The organism is Sandarakinorhabdus glacialis, from assembly GCF_014643455.1.
GTDB classification, from domain to species: domain Bacteria; phylum Pseudomonadota; class Alphaproteobacteria; order Sphingomonadales; family Sphingomonadaceae; genus Sandarakinorhabdus; species Sandarakinorhabdus glacialis.
The window spans coordinates 111,123-128,282 of the sequence record NZ_BMJM01000001.1; the positions used below are offsets into that span (position 1 = coordinate 111,123).

At 64.7% G+C, this 17,160-nt stretch carries 16 protein-coding genes and 1 pseudogene; 10 read left to right on the forward strand and 7 right to left on the reverse strand.

Features of this window, described 5'->3' with window-relative positions:
- Positions 1-1,872: an ABC-F family ATP-binding cassette domain-containing protein gene (locus tag IEW98_RS00595; RefSeq protein ID WP_188760986.1), complete on the forward strand. Its 1,872-nt coding sequence runs from the start codon at positions 1-3 to the stop codon at positions 1,870-1,872.
- Here IEW98_RS00595 and parE read toward each other — a convergent pair whose 3' ends face one another.
- The 6 genes from parE to IEW98_RS00625 form a co-directional block, all read right to left on the reverse strand.
- On the reverse strand, positions 1,873-3,849 hold the full coding sequence (parE, locus tag IEW98_RS00600) for a DNA topoisomerase IV subunit B (protein WP_188760987.1): 1,977 nt from the start codon (positions 3,847-3,849) through the stop codon (positions 1,873-1,875).
- Between the two features lie 1,050 nt (positions 3,850-4,899).
- Positions 4,900-6,312, reverse strand: a complete 1,413-nt coding sequence (gene glnA, locus IEW98_RS00605) for a type I glutamate--ammonia ligase (RefSeq protein WP_188760988.1) — start codon at positions 6,310-6,312, stop codon at positions 4,900-4,902.
- Between the two features lie 30 nt (positions 6,313-6,342).
- Complete coding sequence (locus IEW98_RS00610; protein ID WP_188760990.1) at positions 6,343-6,681, reverse strand: P-II family nitrogen regulator; 339 nt, start codon at positions 6,679-6,681, stop codon at positions 6,343-6,345.
- A gap of 178 nt (positions 6,682-6,859) precedes the next feature.
- On the reverse strand, positions 6,860-7,636 hold the full coding sequence (locus tag IEW98_RS00615; RefSeq protein WP_188760992.1) for an SDR family oxidoreductase: 777 nt from the start codon (positions 7,634-7,636) through the stop codon (positions 6,860-6,862).
- Positions 7,637-7,705: 69 nt separating this feature from the next.
- Positions 7,706-9,343, reverse strand: a complete 1,638-nt coding sequence (locus IEW98_RS00620; protein WP_308785492.1) for a spinster family MFS transporter — start codon at positions 9,341-9,343, stop codon at positions 7,706-7,708.
- Positions 9,344-9,436: 93 nt separating this feature from the next.
- The gene (locus IEW98_RS00625; protein WP_188760993.1) at positions 9,437-9,646 is read right to left on the reverse strand and encodes a hypothetical protein; all 210 of its coding nucleotides are present in this window, start codon (positions 9,644-9,646) and stop codon (positions 9,437-9,439) included.
- Between the two features lie 258 nt (positions 9,647-9,904).
- On the opposite strand from IEW98_RS00625, the gene msrA reads away from it, so the two are divergent.
- The 6 genes from msrA (at position 9,905) to IEW98_RS00655 (ending at position 14,012) form a co-directional block, all read left to right on the forward strand.
- Positions 9,905-10,444 (forward strand): peptide-methionine (S)-S-oxide reductase MsrA, encoded by a 540-nt coding sequence (gene msrA / locus IEW98_RS00630; RefSeq protein ID WP_188761416.1) that lies wholly within the window; start codon positions 9,905-9,907, stop codon positions 10,442-10,444.
- Positions 10,445-10,549: 105 nt separating this feature from the next.
- Positions 10,550-11,722 (forward strand): DUF3089 domain-containing protein, encoded by a 1,173-nt coding sequence (locus IEW98_RS00635; protein WP_188760995.1) that lies wholly within the window; start codon positions 10,550-10,552, stop codon positions 11,720-11,722.
- A gap of 7 nt (positions 11,723-11,729) precedes the next feature.
- Positions 11,730-12,224 (forward strand): Holliday junction resolvase RuvX, encoded by a 495-nt coding sequence (gene ruvX / locus IEW98_RS00640; protein WP_188760996.1) that lies wholly within the window; start codon positions 11,730-11,732, stop codon positions 12,222-12,224.
- A gap of 74 nt (positions 12,225-12,298) precedes the next feature.
- Positions 12,299-12,664: a peptide-methionine (R)-S-oxide reductase MsrB gene (gene msrB / locus IEW98_RS00645; RefSeq protein WP_188760998.1), complete on the forward strand. Its 366-nt coding sequence runs from the start codon at positions 12,299-12,301 to the stop codon at positions 12,662-12,664.
- 191 nt (positions 12,665-12,855) lie between these two features.
- Complete coding sequence (locus IEW98_RS00650; RefSeq protein ID WP_188761000.1) at positions 12,856-13,710, forward strand: peptidylprolyl isomerase; 855 nt, start codon at positions 12,856-12,858, stop codon at positions 13,708-13,710.
- An 11-nt stretch (positions 13,711-13,721) separates the two neighbouring features.
- A complete protein-coding gene (locus tag IEW98_RS00655; RefSeq protein WP_243450481.1) occupies positions 13,722-14,012 on the forward strand; it encodes a DUF952 domain-containing protein in 291 nt (96 codons plus the stop codon).
- Positions 14,013-14,131: 119 nt separating this feature from the next.
- Here IEW98_RS00655 and IEW98_RS00660 read toward each other — a convergent pair whose 3' ends face one another.
- Positions 14,132-14,746, reverse strand: coding sequence for a glutathione S-transferase family protein (locus IEW98_RS00660; protein ID WP_188761003.1), 615 nt, complete (start codon positions 14,744-14,746; stop codon positions 14,132-14,134).
- Between the two features lie 129 nt (positions 14,747-14,875).
- Here IEW98_RS00660 and IEW98_RS00665 point away from each other — a divergent pair, with 129 nt between their 5' ends.
- The 3 genes and pseudogenes from IEW98_RS00665 to IEW98_RS16855 all read left to right on the forward strand — a co-directional run.
- The gene (locus tag IEW98_RS00665) at positions 14,876-16,336 is read left to right on the forward strand and encodes a trypsin-like peptidase domain-containing protein (protein ID WP_188761004.1); all 1,461 of its coding nucleotides are present in this window, start codon (positions 14,876-14,878) and stop codon (positions 16,334-16,336) included.
- Between the two features lie 170 nt (positions 16,337-16,506).
- On the forward strand, positions 16,507-16,785 hold the full coding sequence (locus IEW98_RS00670) for a hypothetical protein (RefSeq protein ID WP_188761005.1): 279 nt from the start codon (positions 16,507-16,509) through the stop codon (positions 16,783-16,785).
- A gap of 222 nt (positions 16,786-17,007) precedes the next feature.
- A pseudogene (locus tag IEW98_RS16855) lies at positions 17,008-17,109 on the forward strand (PEPxxWA-CTERM sorting domain-containing protein); the annotation flags it as partial.
- Positions 17,110-17,160 lie beyond the last annotated feature (51 nt).

Sequence of the window (17,160 nt, forward strand, 5' to 3'; positions counted from 1 at the left end):
ATGCTGACCATGAACGCCGTGACTGTCCGCCTTGGCGGCCGGACCATCCTCGATAGTGCTACCGCAACCTTGCCCCCGCGTGGGCGGATCGGGCTGATCGGCCGCAATGGCGCCGGCAAGTCGACGCTGATGAAAGTCATCGCCGGTACCCTCGATCCCGATAGCGGTAGTGTCGAAATGCCCAAATCGGCGCGGCTCGGCTATGTCGCGCAGGAAGCGCCGGCCGGGCAGGGCACGCCGTTCCAGACCGTGCTGGCCGCCGACGTCGAGCGCGCCGCGCTGATGGTCGAGGAGGAGGGCCATCCGGAGCCGCATCGCCTTGCCGAAATCCACGAGCGGCTGATCGCCATCGATGCCTATACGGCGGCGGCGCGGGCCAGCCGGATCCTGGTCGGGTTGGGTTTCGATGAGGCCGCGCAGCATCGCCCGCTCGACAGCTACTCCGGCGGCTGGCGCATGCGTGTCGCGCTCGCGGCGCTGCTGTTCAGCCAGCCCGATCTCCTGCTGCTCGATGAGCCGTCAAACCATCTCGATCTCGAAGCGACGATGTGGCTCGAGAACTTCCTCAAAACCTACCGTGCGACCATCGTCGTGATCAGCCACGAGCGCGACCTGCTTAATAATGTCGTCGATTATATCCTCCACCTTGAGGGCGGGAAGATCACGCTTTACCCCGGCGGTTACGATGATTTCGAACGTCAACGCGCCGAGCGTCTGGCGCAACTGGCGTCGGCGCGCGAGGCGCAGGCGGCACAGCGCGCCAAGCTGCAGGACTATGTCGCGCGTAACAGTGCTCGGGCAAGCACCGCCAAGCAGGCGCAGTCGCGGCAAAAGGCATTGGCGCGGATGCAGCCGATCGCCGAGGCGGTCAGCGATCCGACGTTGATATTCAACTTCCCGTCGCCGCAAGCGCTCAAGCCACCGCTGGTGCAGCTCGACCAGGCCAGCGTCGGTTACGACGGCAAGCCTATTCTCCAGCACATCGACCTGCGGCTCGATCCCGATGACCGGCTGGCGCTGCTCGGCCGCAACGGCAATGGCAAGACCACCCTGGCGCGCCTGCTTTCGGGCCAGCTGGCGCCGATGGAGGGCACGAAGCACGCGCCGGGCAAGCTGCGCGTCGGCTATTTCACCCAATACCAGGTCGAGGAACTCGACAGCGACGACACGCCGCTCGAGCATATGAGCCGTCTGATGCGCGGTGCCAATCCTTCGCAGGTGCGCGCCCAGCTTGGCCGGTTCGGCTTTTCAGGCGCCATGGCCGAGCAGAAAGTCGGCAAGATGTCCGGCGGCGAGAAGGCCCGCCTGGCGCTGGCGTTGATCACCCGCGACGCGCCGCACCTGCTCATCCTCGATGAGCCGACGAACCACCTCGATGTCGACACGCGCGAAGCCCTTGTCCAGGCGCTCAACGATTATGATGGCGCCGTCGTCGTCGTCAGCCATGATCGCCACATGATTGAGGCCAGCGCCGACCGACTGGTGCTGGTCGACGCCGGCCGCGCGCTCGAATTTGCGGGCAGCCTCGACGACTACACCGACAGCATTCTTGGCAAGGGTCCGCCAAGCCCTGAAGGCAGCAGGTCGAAAGCCAACAAGAAGGACGACCGCAAGGCCGCCGCTGCAGCCCGCGAAGCTTCCGCCGGGCTGCGCAAGGCGGTCAAGGACGCCGAGGCCGAAACCGCGCGACTGACAGCACGTATCGCCGAAATCGACCGGGCGTTGACTGATCCAAGATCCGCCAACGCTTCCGACGCGCACCGTCCGGCGAGCGATCTCATGCGTCTGCGCGGTGAAGCCGACCGGGCGCTCGAATCCAGCGAAGCAAGATGGCTTGCTGCCAGCGAGTCGCTCGACGCCGTTTCGGCCTGATCAGGCGTCGAGGGCTTCGGCGTCGACCCGTTCGGCGTGCGCCTGGATGAAAGCGAAGCGGTGCTCGGGGTTGCGTCCCATCAGCCGTTCCACCAGGTCGGCGACATCGGCGCGTCCGTCGACATCCTCGGGCAGCCGCACACGCAGCAACGTCCGTTTCGCCGGGTCCATCGTCGTTTCGCGCAGCTGCTGCGGCGCCATCTCGCCAAGCCCCTTGAACCGCCCGATCTCGATCTTCGTCTTTCCGGCGAACACCGTTTTCATCAATTCCGCACGGTGCGCGTCGTCGCGCGCGTAAACCACGGTCCCCCCCGAGGCGAGCCGATACAGCGGCGGTTGCGCCACGAACAGATGGCCGTCGCGGACCAGCCCGGGCATTTCCTGGAAGAAGAACGTCATCAACAGCGTCGCGATGTGCGCCCCGTCGACATCTGCGTCGGTCATGATGACGATGCGTTCGTAACGCAGCGCCTCGGGCGAATAACTGCCGCGCGTGCCACAGCCCAGCGCCTGGATCAGGTCGGCGACCTCGGTATTCGCGCCGATCTTGGCAGCGTTGGCGCTGGCGACGTTCAGGATCTTGCCGCGGATCGGCAGAATGGCCTGGTTCAGCCGATCACGCGCCTGCTTGGCCGATCCGCCGGCGGAATCGCCCTCGACGATGAATAATTCCGTTCCCGCCGCGTCGCTGCGCGAGCAATCGGTCAATTTGCCCGGCAGACGTAGATTGCGCTTCGACGTCGCCGTCTTGCGCTTGACCAGCAGCTCGGCACGGCGCCGCAACCGATCTTCCATGCGCTCGACGACAAAGGCCAGCAACGCCCGGCCGCGCTCGCCAGAGCCGGTCAGCCAATGATCGAAATGGTCCTTGATGGCATTCTCGACCAGCCGCGCCGCTTCCGGCGACGTCAGGCGGTCCTTGGTCTGGCTCTGGAATTGCGGGTCGCGGATGAACAGCGACAACATGATCTCGGCGCCGGTGAACACATCCTCGCCCGAGAGCTCGCCGGCTTTCTTGTTGCCGGTCAGCACCGCATAATTGCGCAATCCGCGCGTCAGCGCCGTGCGCAGGCCGGTCTCATGCGTACCGCCGTCGGGCGTCGGAATCGTGTTGCAGTAAAAGCTCGCGGCGCCCTCGCCGTAATGCGGCCAGGCACAAGCCCATTCGACGGCGCCCTTGCCCTCCGCGAGGTCGGCACGACCGGCGAACAGGTCGGACGTCACCATTTCACGCTCGGCCAGCCGCTCCTTCAGATGGTCGGCGAGACCACCCGGAAACTGGAACGTCGCGGCTTCGGGCGTGTCGCCGTCGAGCAGGGCAGGCGCACCCTTCCATCGAATTTCGACGCCGCCGAACAGATAGGCCTTCGATCGTGCCAGTCGATACAGCCGCGAGGCGCGGAACTTGGCGTCGACGCCGAAAATCTCGGCATCGGGCATGAACCGGATTGTGGTCCCGCGCCGGTTTGGCACAGCGCCCATCTTTTCGAGCGCCGTCACCGGAAAGCCGCGCGAATAGCCCTGGCGGAATAGTTCCCGGTTCCGGGCCACCTCGACGCTCATGTCGGATGACAAGGCATTGACCACCGAAATGCCGACGCCGTGCAGGCCGCCGCTGGTGGCATAGGCCTTGCCGCTGAACTTGCCGCCCGAATGCAGCATGGTCATGATGACTTCGAGCGCCGATTTATCGGGAAAGCGCGGGTGCGGGTCGATCGGGATGCCGCGGCCGTTGTCGGCGATCGACAGCGAACCGTCGGCCTCGAGCGTCACTTCGATTCGGCTGGCATGTCCGGCGACGGCTTCGTCCATCGAATTGTCGAGAACCTCGGCGGCGAGGTGATGCAGCGCGCGCTCGTCCGTCCCGCCGATATACATGCCCGGTCGGCGTCGTACCGGTTCCAGGCCCTCAAGGACCTCGATATGGCTGGCATCATAGTCGCTCGGGGCCGCGGTCGCGGCAAACAGGTCGCTCATCCATCGGGTATAGGCGGAGCCGCACGCCGGGAACAGGGGGCGAACGCAGACTGCCTCCACCCGCGAAAATAAAATCGCCCTTATGAGATTTTCTGCATTGCAAAAGCCTTTGCTGCAGTGCACAAAGATGAGGCCAACACGGCGATCCTCCCCAAGGATTTACTCAGGGGCCGAAGCGAAGGCCTCGGCCCCTTTTTCATGTTATCATAAGGTTATGGGATCAAGCCAATCGGCTGCCATGCCTTCAAAGCTGAATCGCGCGGTCATGGTGCAGCGCGACATGAGTTACACTCGGATCAAAAAAATCGGCGATCATATCGTTTGCAAAATGAACGACCGTTTTCGCCCAGAGCGGACATAGCGAAGCACGGTTTAACTGCTATGCTGCCTGTATGAAGCCAATGCTCGGATTCCTGTTATTCGCGTGGACGGTTGGCGGATGCTCATCAGCGACCTCGCCACCGACACTTGACGAGGTGCGAGCAACGCAGGGCCGCTCCAAAGCTGGTCCAACAGAGAACTGGCGCGTGGCTAATGCGGTATGGTCAAAGTCAACGCAGGCTATGCGTGATCGCGCCTATCGCTTCTGCCTGACTAGGCGGCCGAGGAACACAGGCTGCTTGGATGAGCAAGACTGGTCCCTGATCTCAGCCAATCACGCAGAGACTAACGTGTCACGTATTTTGACAAGCCCCGACGACGAGTATCCGTACTTCAAAGCCATCCGTGATCGTCCCGCCTCCTTTTCCGATGCGCGTGCTTTCTGCTTTCAAATCTACGACGATGCCGGAGCGGCGGACGCTCGTATACTCGGGCCCTGTCTTTTAAATGCAATCGGCGGAGACTACTTTGGTATCGTGCCGGTGTCATAGGCGACGACCGCTTTCCACCAATTCCTGCCTGTCGAGATTTTGTTTGCGAACGACATCATTGCCAAAAAAAGACCCGGATCATGCCCGGGCCTTCCTTTTCTGTCTGCGCTTTGATCGAAGTTCCGGACGCCTTGCCTCCGCCGCCGCCGGCTAACCAACAGCGGCGAAAGTCAAAGCCTCAGACGCTGTAATACATGTCGAATTCGACCGGTGCCGGGGTCATTTCCCAGCGCATGACATCTTGCATCTTCAACTCGATGTACGAATCGATCTGGTCGTCGGTGAAAACGCCGCCCTTGGTGAATACCGCGCGCGAGCGGTCGAGAGCGCCGAGAGCCTCACGCAGCGACGCGCAGACGGTCGGCACTTTCTTCAGTTCGCGTGGCGGCAGGTCATAAAGGTTCTTGTCCATCGGCGGACCGGGGTGGATCCGGTTTTCGATGCCGTCGAGTCCAGCCATCAGCAACGCCGTGTAGCAGAGATACGGGTTGGCCATGGCATCGGGGAAACGCACTTCGACGCGCTTGGCCTTGGCACCGGTGCCGTAGGGAATGCGGCACGATGCCGACCGGTTGCGCGCCGAATAGGCCAGCAAGACAGGAGCCTCGAAGCCCGGGACCAGTCGTTTGTAGCTGTTGGTCGACGGGTTGGTGAAAGCGTTGCAGGCCTTGGCGTGCCGGATGATGCCGCCGATGAAGAACAGCGCCAGTTCCGAAAGCCCGGCATAACCATCGCCGGCAAACAGCGGCGTCTTGCCGTTCCAGATCGACAGATGCGTGTGCATGCCGCTGCCGTTGTCGTCCTTGATCGGCTTTGGCATGAACGTCGCGGTCTTGCCATAGGCATGGGCAACCTGGTGGACGACGTATTTATAGACCTGCATGCGGTCGGCGGTCGTCGTCATAGTGCCATAGGTCAGGCCGAGCTCGTGCTGCGCCGCGGCGACTTCATGGTGATGCTTGTCGCACGGCAGGCCCATTTCGAGCATGGTCGAAACCATCTCGCCGCGCAGGTCGACGGCCGAATCGACCGGTGCCACGGGGAAATAGCCGCCCTTGACGCGGGGGCGATGGCCCATGTTGCCGACGTCGTATTGCTTGCCCGAATTGCCCGGCAGCTCGATGTCGTCGAGGTGGTAGAAGCCTTCGCCATAACCGAGCCCGAAGCGCACGTCGTCGAAGACGAAGAATTCGGCTTCCGGGCCGATGTAGATGGTGTCGCCGATGCCGGTCGACTTGAGATAGGCTTCACCGCGCTTGGCCGTCGAACGCGGGTCACGCCCATAAAGCTGGCCGGTCGAAGGCTCGACGATGTCGCAGATGACGATCAGCATCGGGGTCGCCGAGAACGGATCGACATACACGGCATCGAGGTCGGGCATGAGGATCATGTCGCTCTCGTTGATGGCCTTCCAGCCATCGATCGACGAACCGTCGAACATGAAGCCCTCGGTCAGCATGTCCTCGTCGACGACGCCGGAAACCATGGTCAAATGGTGCCATTTGCCCTTTGGATCGGTAAAGCGGAGATCGATCCATTCGATCTCCTTCTCCTTGATCATGTCGAGAATGCCCGACGCGTTCATGGCCATCGTGTCTTAACCCCTTCGCTTGAACTGATGTTAAATCGCATCCGAATCGCGCTCGCCGGTGCGGATCCGCACGGCGCTCTCGATCGCGGAGACGAAGATCTTGCCGTCGCCGATGCGCCCGGTGCGCGCGGCATTGGCAATGGCTTCCACCACACGGTCGACCTGGTCGTCGTCGACGACGACCTCGAGCCGCACCTTGGGCAGGAAATCGACGACATATTCGGCGCCGCGGTACAATTCGGTATGGCCCTTCTGGCGCCCGAACCCCTTGGCTTCGGTCACGGTGATACCGGAAACGCCGACCTCGTGGAGCGCTTCCTTGACCTCATCAAGCTTGAACGGCTTGATCACAGCTTCGATCTTTTTCACCGCGCTCCCCTTGCATACACACATTGACAAGCAATTATCGTGCCAGTTCGAATTACCGCCGAATTTCAACCAAAACTGCCGAAATCGACGTCATACTCTGCACTTTTGGACGACATTTGTGCCAAAACACCTATCACCTGCCCGAAAATGGGGCATTTATGACCGGAAAGCCGCATCGTCACACCGTCGTCGCATAGCCGCCATCGACGGTGACCACGCTGCCGCACAAAAACCCGCTGGCCCGGCTGCCGAGGAACAGCGCGACCCCGCCCATGTCGTCGGCGTTACCCCAACGCTTCATCGGGGTTTCCTGCTGCATGGCGGCCGAGAAATCGGCGGGGATGGCCGCTGTCATCTTCGACGGGAAGAACCCCGGCGCGATGGCGTTGACGGCAATGTGGCGCCCGGCAAGGAACTTGGCCATCATCTTCGTCATGTGGAGGACACCGGCCTTCGACGCCGCATAGCTGTAGGTCTCGAGGTCGGAGACATGCTGGCCATCGATCGAGCCGATGTTGATCACCCGGGCATTGTCGTCGGCGCTGCCGGCCGCCTCGAGCAGCTTGACCAGCTTCTGCGTCAGGAAAAAGATCGACTTGACGTTAAGGTCCATGACCTTGTCCCAGCCGCTTTCGGGGAAATCGTCGAACGGTGCCCCCCAACTGGCACCGGCGTTGTTGAACAGCACATCGACTTTGCTCTCGCGCGCCGCCACGGCCGCGGCAAAACGCTCGATCTCGTCCATCCTCGACAGATCGGCTGGGATCGAGACGCACTCGCCGATCTTCGACAATTCCGCCGCCAGCCCATCGCAGACCGCGGCATTGCGCGCCGTGATGATCACCCGCGCGCCATTCTCGACATAGGCGCGCGCGATCATCTCGCCGATGCCGCGACTGCCCCCGGTAATCACCACCAGCTTGCCGCGCACCGAGAACAAATCGTCGATCTTCATCTTGCTTCCTTCGTTACAAACCCTCTTCCGCGTCGGGAAAGTCGGGCGGGTGAGGGCGGCGCCCCAGAACTAGATTGGCTCACCAGCAGCCCGCGCCCGCTCCACCCGCGTCGCCTCTGCCAGCGGCAGCTTGCGATAAAGGAAGTAAAGGCAGGCCAGCGTCACCGGCGCCATCAACAGCAACGCCAGGATACCCGTCGCGAGGCTGCCTGTCGCCTTCGATACCATCCCGGTGAAATAAGGCCCCAGGCCCAGCCCGATCAGCGTCGAGCCGATGAAGTAGGTCGCCGTCGCTGCGCCGCGCATGCGAGGCAGCACCAGGTCCTGCGTCGTCGCCGCGGCAATCCCGACATAGAAACTGCCGACCGCCAATGGAATGTTCAGCAGCAGGAACCAGCCGAGGCTGTCGGTGGTGAACATGCCGAACAGGAACGGTGCCGGGATGACCGTCGCCAGCGCCGCGACGAGGATGCGCCCGCCCGGATTGCGCTTTTTCACCCAGTCCGAAACGATACCGCCGGTAACGACGCCGAGGAACCCGCCGGCCGCGCCCCAGCCGCCCAGGATCAGCGCCACCATCTCGGTGCTGGCATACCAGGGCAGGGGGCCGCCCGCTGCCTGCAACGGCACGACGAATGTGCGGATGGCATAAGGCGTCGCCCAGAAACCCACCGAATAACCGACGAACGAGATGGTTCCGAAGCCGACCAGCGCCAGCATGAACGTCGGCGTGCCCCAGATCAGCGCATAGGTCGGGCGGTCACGCTCGCGCAGCGATTGCGCCCAGCTGGTCACCGCATAACCGCCGAGGCAGATCGCCGTCCATTGCGGAATATCACCGGTAACGCCGATCATCAGCACCGCCAGCGCGGCGAATCCGACCGCCACGGCGATGTTGGTGCCGAGCACCCGCGCCCCGAACGGCGCCAGGTGGAACAGCGTCAGCGGCGGGATGACGCTCGATATGTCTTCCCACAATTTGCGGCCGATATTTTCGACCTTGGCCGGCTCGGGCAAGCCCTCGGCACGGCCGCGGATCGGCTCTTTCAGGGTCGAAACCCAGAACGCCAGCACCATGCCGGGAATGCCGACCGCGAGGAACGCCGCCTGCCAGCCGACCAGCCCCATCGGCCCGACGACCGGATACGCCGTGTTCCAGGCCTTGACGACGACCGCGCCGATGAACAGCGAGATGCCGCCGCCGACGTAAAGCCCCGCCGAATAAACCGCCAGCGCCGTCGCGCGCTTCTCGCGCGGGAACCAGTCCGACAGCATCGAGAACGCCGACGGGCTCGCCGATGCCTCGCCGATGCCGACCCCGACGCGCGCCGCGCTCAACTGCGCAAAGCTCGTCGACAGCCCCGACATCGCCGTCATCCCCGACCAGACGAACAGCCCGATGCTGAGCAGCCGCACGCGCACCCAATTGTCCGCCAGCCGCCCCAACGGAATGCCGAACAGCGCATAGAATACCGCAAAGGCGGTCCCGTACAGAAACCCCAGGTCGGCATCGCTCAGCCCGAGGTCGCGCTTGATGTCCTCGGCCAGGATGGCGAGGATCTGCCGATCGATGAAATTGATCGCATAGACCAGCACCAGCACGCCGAGCACATATTTGGCGTAAGTGCCGCCGACGGGAGGCATGTCATCGGCCACAGTGGCTGCGGCGATCCTGTCCGTCCCGTTGCGCCCGTCTATATCGGCCATGCGCCCCCCACACCGGCAGCATTATCGCCGCTCGGGCATGTGGGTAGCAGGGGCATCGCCCCGATGAAAGTCACGATAATCGCAGTGCTGAACCTAGCGCCCGGCGACCACCCCGACCGCCGCGTTCGTCGTCGCCGCCGCGGGCCGCGCCGGTGCCATGCCGGCACTCACCCCCACGACCAGGGTCGCTGCCGCCGCGCCGACCATCACGATCGGTCGGCGATATCGGCGCAGGATACCGCGCACCCACGCTCCCATGCGGGACGCCGTGTTCGACAAATTGGCTTCATAATGATTTGTCATGCCGCTCGCCTGCCAGTTCGACCCTGGCCGGGGTTTGGCGGCGGCGTCCGCTGTAACCATGCCCTGAGCATGATGACGTTAACGGCCAATCCCCCACCCCCCCGAGTCGAAACTGTGGATAACATCTCGTTTCGCTAATGACCAGCGCCGCAATTTCCTTAAAACTTCATTAATAATAGTAACACGGGTCGTATTTTTGCTCTTACAACAGCCGCACCCGCTTCCTATCTTAAACGTTCACAATCCAGCGAGGACATGATGGCAACCGAGATCGCAACAATCGCCGGCGGCTGCTTCTGGTGCACCGAGGCCGTTTTCAATGAACTTCGCGGCGTCGACAGTGTCGTGTCGGGTTACATCGGCGGCCACATGGCCAACCCTGACTATAAATCCGTCTGCGGCGGCGATACCGGCCACGCGGAAGCCATCCGCATCGCCTTCGACCCGCAAGTCGTTGATTACGCCGACCTGCTCGATATCTTCTTCCATACCCACGATCCGACGACGCTTAATCGCCAGGGCGCCGACACCGGCACCCAGTACCGCTCGGCGATCTATCCCAACTCTCCCGAGCAGCGCGCTGCGGCCGAAGCCGCCATCGCCCGCAACCAGGATGTCTGGGACAGTCCGATCGTCACCAGCATCGAGCCCGACAGCGTCTGGTACCCCGCCGAGGCCTATCACCAGCGCTATTTCGAGCGCAACGGCACCGCCAACGGCTATTGCGCCGCCGTCGTCGCTCCCAAGCTCGCGAAGTTCCGCAAAGGCTATGCCGCCAGACTGAAAACCGCCGCCTAGCCTGCTAACCCGTCCCTCGGCGAGAGGGAAGGTGAGGGCGCTCCCAGGCAAACGCTCTCACCCCACCCCCTCCCATTCCCCATCGACCCCTGCTACACGCCCCTCATGCTAGCCCGCCGCTTCCTCTGGATCATCGCGATCATCGTCATGGTCGTGATCGCCGCCGCCTTCGCCTACAGCCTGTTCGGCAACCAGCTTATCCGCACCGCCATGGTCCCCTCGGCGCCCTTCACCGCGCCCGCCCCCGGCGACGCCCCCAACTACATCAAGCCCACAGCCTGGGTCGCCCGCCCCGATCGCCTCACCGATGCCTCCCGCTGGACCCCCGCCGGCTACACTGCCGCACCCTTGCCCGGCGTCGCCGTCTTCTACGTCCTGCCCACCGCCGTCTTCGACCGCTCGCGTTGGAACGGCAGCATCACCGACCCCGCAACCACCCAGCGCATGGAGCAATTCCTCCGCTTTCAGGCCAGCGTCTTCAACAGCGTCGGCGCCATCTGGGCCCCCGCCTATCGCCAGGCCACCTTCGGCGCCTTCCTCACCGACAAGCCCGAGGCCGCCAAGGCCCTCGATCTCGCCTATGCCGATGTCGACGCCGCCTTCACCGTCTTCCTCGCCGCCCAGCCCGCCGACAAGCCGATCATCCTCGCCGGCCACAGCCAGGGCTCGCTGCTGCTGATGCGCCTGCTCAAGAACCGCATCGCCGGCACGCCATTGGTCGACCGCCTCGTCGCCGTCTACATCCCCGGCTGGCCGATCTCGGTCACCGCCGACCTGCCCGCGCTCGGCTTGCCGGCGTGCACCATTCCCGATCAGACCGGCTGCATCCTGTCGTGGCAAAGTTTTGCCCAGCCCGCCGACTACAAGCCCGTCCGCGACCAGTTCGACAAGGGCAGCTTCGACAACGGCATGGGCCTGACCGGCGACCGCCGCCTCGGCACCGAAATACTTTGCACCAACCCGCTGACGGGCGTCACCGGCATCGCCCCCGAGGCCGCCACCGCAAATTTCGGCGCGCTGGTGCCGAACGACGATTTCACCGCCGGCACGCTGCAACCCAAGACCATCGGCGCGCGCTGCCTGCCGACCGGCATCCTCGACATCGGCGCGCCGCCCGCCGGCTTCAACGCCTATGTGCTGCCCGGCAACAACTATCACGTCTATGATTTCCCGCTGTTCTGGGCCAATTTGCGCGCCGACATCGAACGCCGCGTCGATCGCTACCAACAGCCCGTGGTCAAGCCGGAGCCGCGCAGGATCCGCGTCAGCAAGGCCTGATCACCGCGTGATCACCACTTCGCCCGCCGTCTTCGCCGAGGCGCTCCCCGACGCCGGCCGCCTTGCAGGCCTCGATCCCGGCACCAAGACCATTGGCCTCGCCACCTGCGACGCCGGCTGGACCTATGCCAGCCCGCACAGCACCATCGCCCGCGCCAAGTTCACCCTCGATCTCGTGCTGCTGCGCAAGTTCATCGCCGCCGAGCGCATCAAGGGCCTGGTCATGGGCCTGCCGCTCAGCATGGATGGCAGCGACAGCCCGCGCACCCAGTCGGTCCGCGCCTTCGCCCGCAACCTCGAGGTCCTCGACATGCCGCTGCTGCTCTGGGACGAGCGCTGGAGCACCCAGGCCGTCGAACGCGCCATGATCGCCGAGGACCTCAGCCGCGCCCGCCGCGCCGACCGCGTCGATCGCCTCGCCGCCGCTTACATCCTGCAAGGCGCCATCGACGCGCTGGCTTCTGCTCCCCTCCCTTTCAAGGGAGGGGCCGGGGGTGGGTGAGTGCCACATGGCCCATCTTGCCATGAAAGCCGCGACCCCCAATCTTAGGCAAGCCCCCAAGTAAAGGACACTCCATGACCGACCGTGCCCTCACGCCCCACCAGCACGCCGTTCTGCGCGAACACGCCACCGAGCGCCCCTTCACTTCACCGCTCAACGACGAAAAGCGGGCAGGGGACTTCCACTGCGCTGGCTGCGGCACGCTCGTCTACGAATCCGACACCAAATTCGATTCCGGCTCCGGCTGGCCCAGCTTCTACGACGCCGTACCCGGCTCGGTAGAAACCACCACCGACACCAGCCACGGCATGACCCGCACCGAAGTCCATTGCGCCAAGTGCGGCGGCCACCTCGGCCACATCTTCCCCGACGGCCCCCGCCCCACCGGCCTGCGCCACTGCATCAACGGCGCCGCACTGGAGTTCGAGGCAAAGTCTTAAACCCCTCTCCCACTTGGGGAGAGGAAGGGACACCCGCCCCTCGGCGAGAGGGAAGGTGAGGGTTCTGCCTCACTTTCTCACTTCCCCCCTCCCTTCTTCAAGGGAGGGGTCGGGGGTGGGTGCTTCCCTTACTTCTTACCACCCACACCCCACCCCTTGCCCAATCCCCCCACCCCAGCCATCCTCCCCCGATGATCCTCCTCGCCCTCCTCCTCGCCGCTCCCCCACCACCAATCCCCACCGCGCCCCCCAGCCCCACAGATATCGCCGCCTCAGCCCCTCCCTCGGCCTGGCGCCCCATCCCCCCAGAAAACCTCCTCCTCCTCGAAACCCCCCGCGGCACCCTCGCCATCGAGCTCGCCCCCGATTTTGCCCCAGCCCATATCGCGGCCATAAAATCGCTAATCGCCCAAGGCCGTTTTAACGGCGGCAACATCACGCGCGTCCAGGACAATTACGTCGTCCAATGGGCCGCCAGACCCGCCCCTCAAGGCACCCCCAAACCCGCACCCCTCCCGGCAGAATACGAACGCCCCGCCGCCGGCCTCACCATCACCCCCCTCGGCAACCCCGACACCTACGCCGAAGCCGGCTTTGCGAACGGCTGGCCCGTCGCCCAGGACAAGACCACCAACACCGCCTGGCTCGCGCACTGCTACGCCGCCGTCGGCGTCGGCCGCGACAACCCGCCCGACACCGGCGACGGCAGCGAGCTCTACGCCGTCATCGGCCACGCCCCGCGCCACCTCGATCGCAACATCACCGTCGTCGGCCGCGTCGTCGAAGGCCTGCCCGCTTATGCCAGCCTGCCGCGCGGCACCGGCGACATCGGCTTCTACAAAACTCCCGCCGAATACACGCCGATCACCCGCGTCCGCCTCGCCGCCAACATCCCCGGCGCGCCGCGTTTCGAAGTCATGGACACGACCTCGAAAACCTTCGCCGACTACAAGGCCGCCCGCGCCAACCGCACCGGTTTCTTCATCCGCCCGGCGGCCGCCGTCGACCTGTGCAATGTCCAGGTCCCTGTCCGGCGCGCTAAATAATGACCCCCATCGTGAAAATCCTCCGCGCCCACGAATGGATGGCATTCCAGTCCACCGGCGTCTTCCGCGGCTCCCCCGACGACCTCCGCGACGGCTACATCCACATCTCGCCGCCGTCCGAAGTCGCCGCCACCGCCACAAAATGGTTTGCGGGCGAAACCGGCCTGATGGCACTGACGCTGGACGCCGACAGCTTCGGCGAAGACCTCAAATGGGAACCCGCCAGAGGCCTCCTCTTCCCCCACCTCTACCGCCCCCTCCGCCTAGACGAAGTCACAAGCGCACGTCCCCTCTCCCCCTGAGGGAGAGGGCGACTCGCCGACTTCGGCGAGTGGGGAGAGGGGTACTTCCTACCGTCACCTCTCCCCCCGCGGGAGAGGTCGAGAGACGCGCCCTGGCGCGTCCCGGGTGAGGGGTAAACTCACCCCGCCTGCCGCGCCTTAGCCCGCAAAAACCCCTCCCGCCCCTGCAACCGTCCCCACCAATCCCGCAACCCCGGACCAACCTCCCCCAAATGCCCCAGCGTCTCCGCAAACTGCATCGCATACGCCACCGACACATCCGCCACCGTAAACCGCCCGGCGCACAAAAACTCCCGCCCATCCGCCAACGCCCGCTCCGCCAGCACAGTCCTTGCCACAAACCACTTCCGATAATCCCCAGCCACCTTGGGATTCCGGTTCTCCGGCTTCTCCAACGTCAGATACCGAAACACCAACGTCTGCGGAAACGTCAGCGTCGCCTCCCCATGATGCAGCCAGTTCAGCCACGCCCCGAAATCTTCTTCCTCCGCCCGCACGGCCAACCCCGACCCATATTTGACCGCCAGATACTCGCAAATCGCCGCGCTCTCGGTCATTTTCGCCGAACCATCCTCGAAATACGGGATCGTCCCCAGCGGATTGACCTGCAGATATTCCGGCTTCATCCACCGCGGCGGAAACGGCAGCAGCTCGAGCTCATAGTCCAGCCCCAGCTCCTCGAGCGTCCACAACACCCGAAACGACCGCGCATCCTTGCAATGCCACAGCTTCATGAACCAATCCCCCACAATGCTGTCATCCCGGGCTCGACCCGGGACCCAGTTGCTTCTCTGCCCCGTTCATCACCGCTTCACCCGCTCCGCACAATTGAGCAAATGCGCTAGCATACCGACAGGACCATCATGGCAACCCCGACCAAAACCGCCGGCCTGGCTCTCGCCATCATCGGCGCCGCCGTCGCAGCCCACGCCCAGACCACCGGCTTCGCCGCCAGCGTCGCCCCCACCGACACCACCCCCGTAACCCGCGTCGTCCCCGACAGCCCCGGCCAGCTTTCGCTGTCCTACGCCCCCATCGTCAAATCGGCCGCTCCCGCCGTCGTCAACATCTACACCGCCCGCGTCGATCGCAGCGGTGCCTCGTCGATGACCGATTTCATGCGCCAGTTTTATGGCGCCGGCCCGGCCCAGCCGCGCGTCCAGCAATCGCTTGGCTCCGGCGTCGTCGTCGCCGCCGATGGCCTCATCATCACCAACAATCATGTCGTCGCCGGCGCCGACCAGATTCTCGTCGCGCTCGCCGACCGCCGCGAATATCCGGCCAAGCTGGTCTTCGCCGACGCCCGCCTCGATCTCGCGCTGCTCCGCGTCGACACCAGGGGCGCCGCTCTGCCGGTGATCCGCATGGGCGACAGCGACCGCGCCGAGGTCGGCGACGTCACCATCGCCATCGGCAACCCCTTCGGCGTCGGCCAGACCGTCACCACCGGCATCGTCTCGGCGATCGCCCGCACCGGCATCGGCGTGTCGGACTGGCAGTTCTTCATCCAGACCGACGCCGCCATCAACCCGGGCAATTCGGGCGGCGCGCTGCTCGATTCGCAGGGCCGCCTGATGGGCATCAACACCGCCATATTCTCGCGCACCGGCGGCTCCAACGGCATCGGCTTCGCCATCCCGTCCAAGATGGTCCGCGTCTTCCTCGCCGCTGCCGACAAGGGCAAGCTCGTTTCCGGCTGGATCGGCGTCGAAGGCGAGCCACTGACCACCGAAAGCGCGCGCCTCAACGGCCTCGATCGCCCCGGTGGCCTCCTCGTCACCGCCGTCGTCCCCGGCAGTCCCGGCGCCGCGGCCGGCATCCGCATCGGCGACGTCCTGCGCACTGTCGACGGCAAGGAAGTCGCCGACGGCGGCCAGCTCCGCTACTCGCTCGCCACCGAAGGCGTCGGCCGTGCCCTCGATGTGGTGTTGATGCGCGGCGGCCGCGAGCAACGCGTCGCCGTTACCCTCGCGGCCCCGCCCGAAACCCCGGCCCGCCAGGTCACGCCCCTGACGGGCAAGTCGATCCTCAGCGGCGTCACCGTCGCCAACCTTTCCCCCGCCTACGCCCAGGAACTCGGCGCCGGCCTCCCCGAATCCGGCGTCGTCGTCGTCCAGATCCTCGGCCAGGCCCCCGCCGCCCGGCTAGGGTTCCTGAAGCCCGGCGACCTCATCGAGGCCGTCGGCGGTCAACCCGTCGGCACCGTCGCCGACGTCATCGCCCGCGCCGCCGCCGGCGCCACCTCCCTCCGCTTCAGCCGCTCCGGGCAGCGGGCGGAATGCGGCCTGACCGCCAACGGCCAGTTCGGCTGCAGGACCGCGTAAAAGCTTTCATTCGAACCAAACGAAGCATGCAATCACCGCTTCTCGACATGGTATCTGTTCAAAGTCGAAAATCTTTTCGACGGACACTCTTTACATTTGGTTGACAGATGTTGGACATTCGTTAGCGCGCAGTAACCAGCCGGGGGCTCCGGTTTTTAAGGGGGTACATCATGCGCTTCATTACCAAAATCTCTCTTGCCGCCGTCATGGCCGTTGCTGCACTGCCTGCCGCCGCCGTCACCATCGATTTCGACACCGGCTCGGCCAATACCCTGGTGGGCGGCTTCTACGCGGCACAGGGCGTCACCTTCGGCAATGCCCAGTTCACCGGTAATTTCAGCCTCGCCGGCACCTCGGGCAGCCTCGCCATCCGCGCGCCCGGCACCTATGTATTCGGGTCAGGCAACGCTGTGACCGGCAGCTTCACGGCGCTGGCATCGGCCATCTAGATCCGCGGTATCGAGGTCGGCGTCAACGGTCTTCGCATCGATGCTTTCGATGCCAGCGGCGCCCTGCTCGGCTTTGACACTGTGGTCGGCTCGGGTGCCGGCGTGGGCTCATTCTTTGATCTCAACTTCGCCAGCGCCGGCATCAAGAGCTTCAGCATCTACCAGATCACCACCGGCACCGGGGACGGCATCGTTCTCGAGAACTTCGGCTTCACCGCCGGCACCGCCGTTCCTGAACCCGCCAGCTGGGCGCTGCTCATCGCCGGCTTCGGCCTCACCGGTGCCGCGATGCGCCGTCGCCGCCAGGCAATCGTCGCCGCCTGACCCTGCTTTCCCCCTTCCTCGGTTAGGGAGGGGGACACAGCGCACAACGCA

Bases quoted from the DNA above. Each gene is read 5' to 3' on its own strand.
- IEW98_RS00595 (WP_188760986.1), top strand. From the start codon at position 1: ATGCTGACCATGAACGCCGTGACTGTCCGCCTTGGCGGCCGGACCATC.
- parE (WP_188760987.1), bottom strand. From the start codon at position 3,849: ATGAGCGACCTGTTTGCCGCGACCGCGGCCCCGAGCGACTATGATGCC.
- glnA (WP_188760988.1), bottom strand. From the start codon at position 6,312: ATGGCCATGAACGCGTCGGGCATTCTCGACATGATCAAGGAGAAGGAG.
- IEW98_RS00615 (WP_188760992.1), bottom strand. From the start codon at position 7,636: ATGAAGATCGACGATTTGTTCTCGGTGCGCGGCAAGCTGGTGGTGATT.
- IEW98_RS00620 (WP_308785492.1), bottom strand. From the start codon at position 9,343: ATGGCCGATATAGACGGGCGCAACGGGACGGACAGGATCGCCGCAGCC.
- IEW98_RS00625 (WP_188760993.1), bottom strand. From the start codon at position 9,646: ATGACAAATCATTATGAAGCCAATTTGTCGAACACGGCGTCCCGCATG.
- msrA (WP_188761416.1), top strand. From the start codon at position 9,905: ATGGCAACCGAGATCGCAACAATCGCCGGCGGCTGCTTCTGGTGCACC.
- IEW98_RS00635 (WP_188760995.1), top strand. From the start codon at position 10,550: ATGCTAGCCCGCCGCTTCCTCTGGATCATCGCGATCATCGTCATGGTC.
- msrB (WP_188760998.1), top strand. From the start codon at position 12,299: ATGACCGACCGTGCCCTCACGCCCCACCAGCACGCCGTTCTGCGCGAA.
- IEW98_RS00650 (WP_188761000.1), top strand. From the start codon at position 12,856: ATGATCCTCCTCGCCCTCCTCCTCGCCGCTCCCCCACCACCAATCCCC.
- IEW98_RS00660 (WP_188761003.1), bottom strand. From the start codon at position 14,746: ATGAAGCTGTGGCATTGCAAGGATGCGCGGTCGTTTCGGGTGTTGTGG.
- IEW98_RS00665 (WP_188761004.1), top strand. From the start codon at position 14,876: ATGGCAACCCCGACCAAAACCGCCGGCCTGGCTCTCGCCATCATCGGC.
- IEW98_RS00670 (WP_188761005.1), top strand. From the start codon at position 16,507: ATGCGCTTCATTACCAAAATCTCTCTTGCCGCCGTCATGGCCGTTGCT.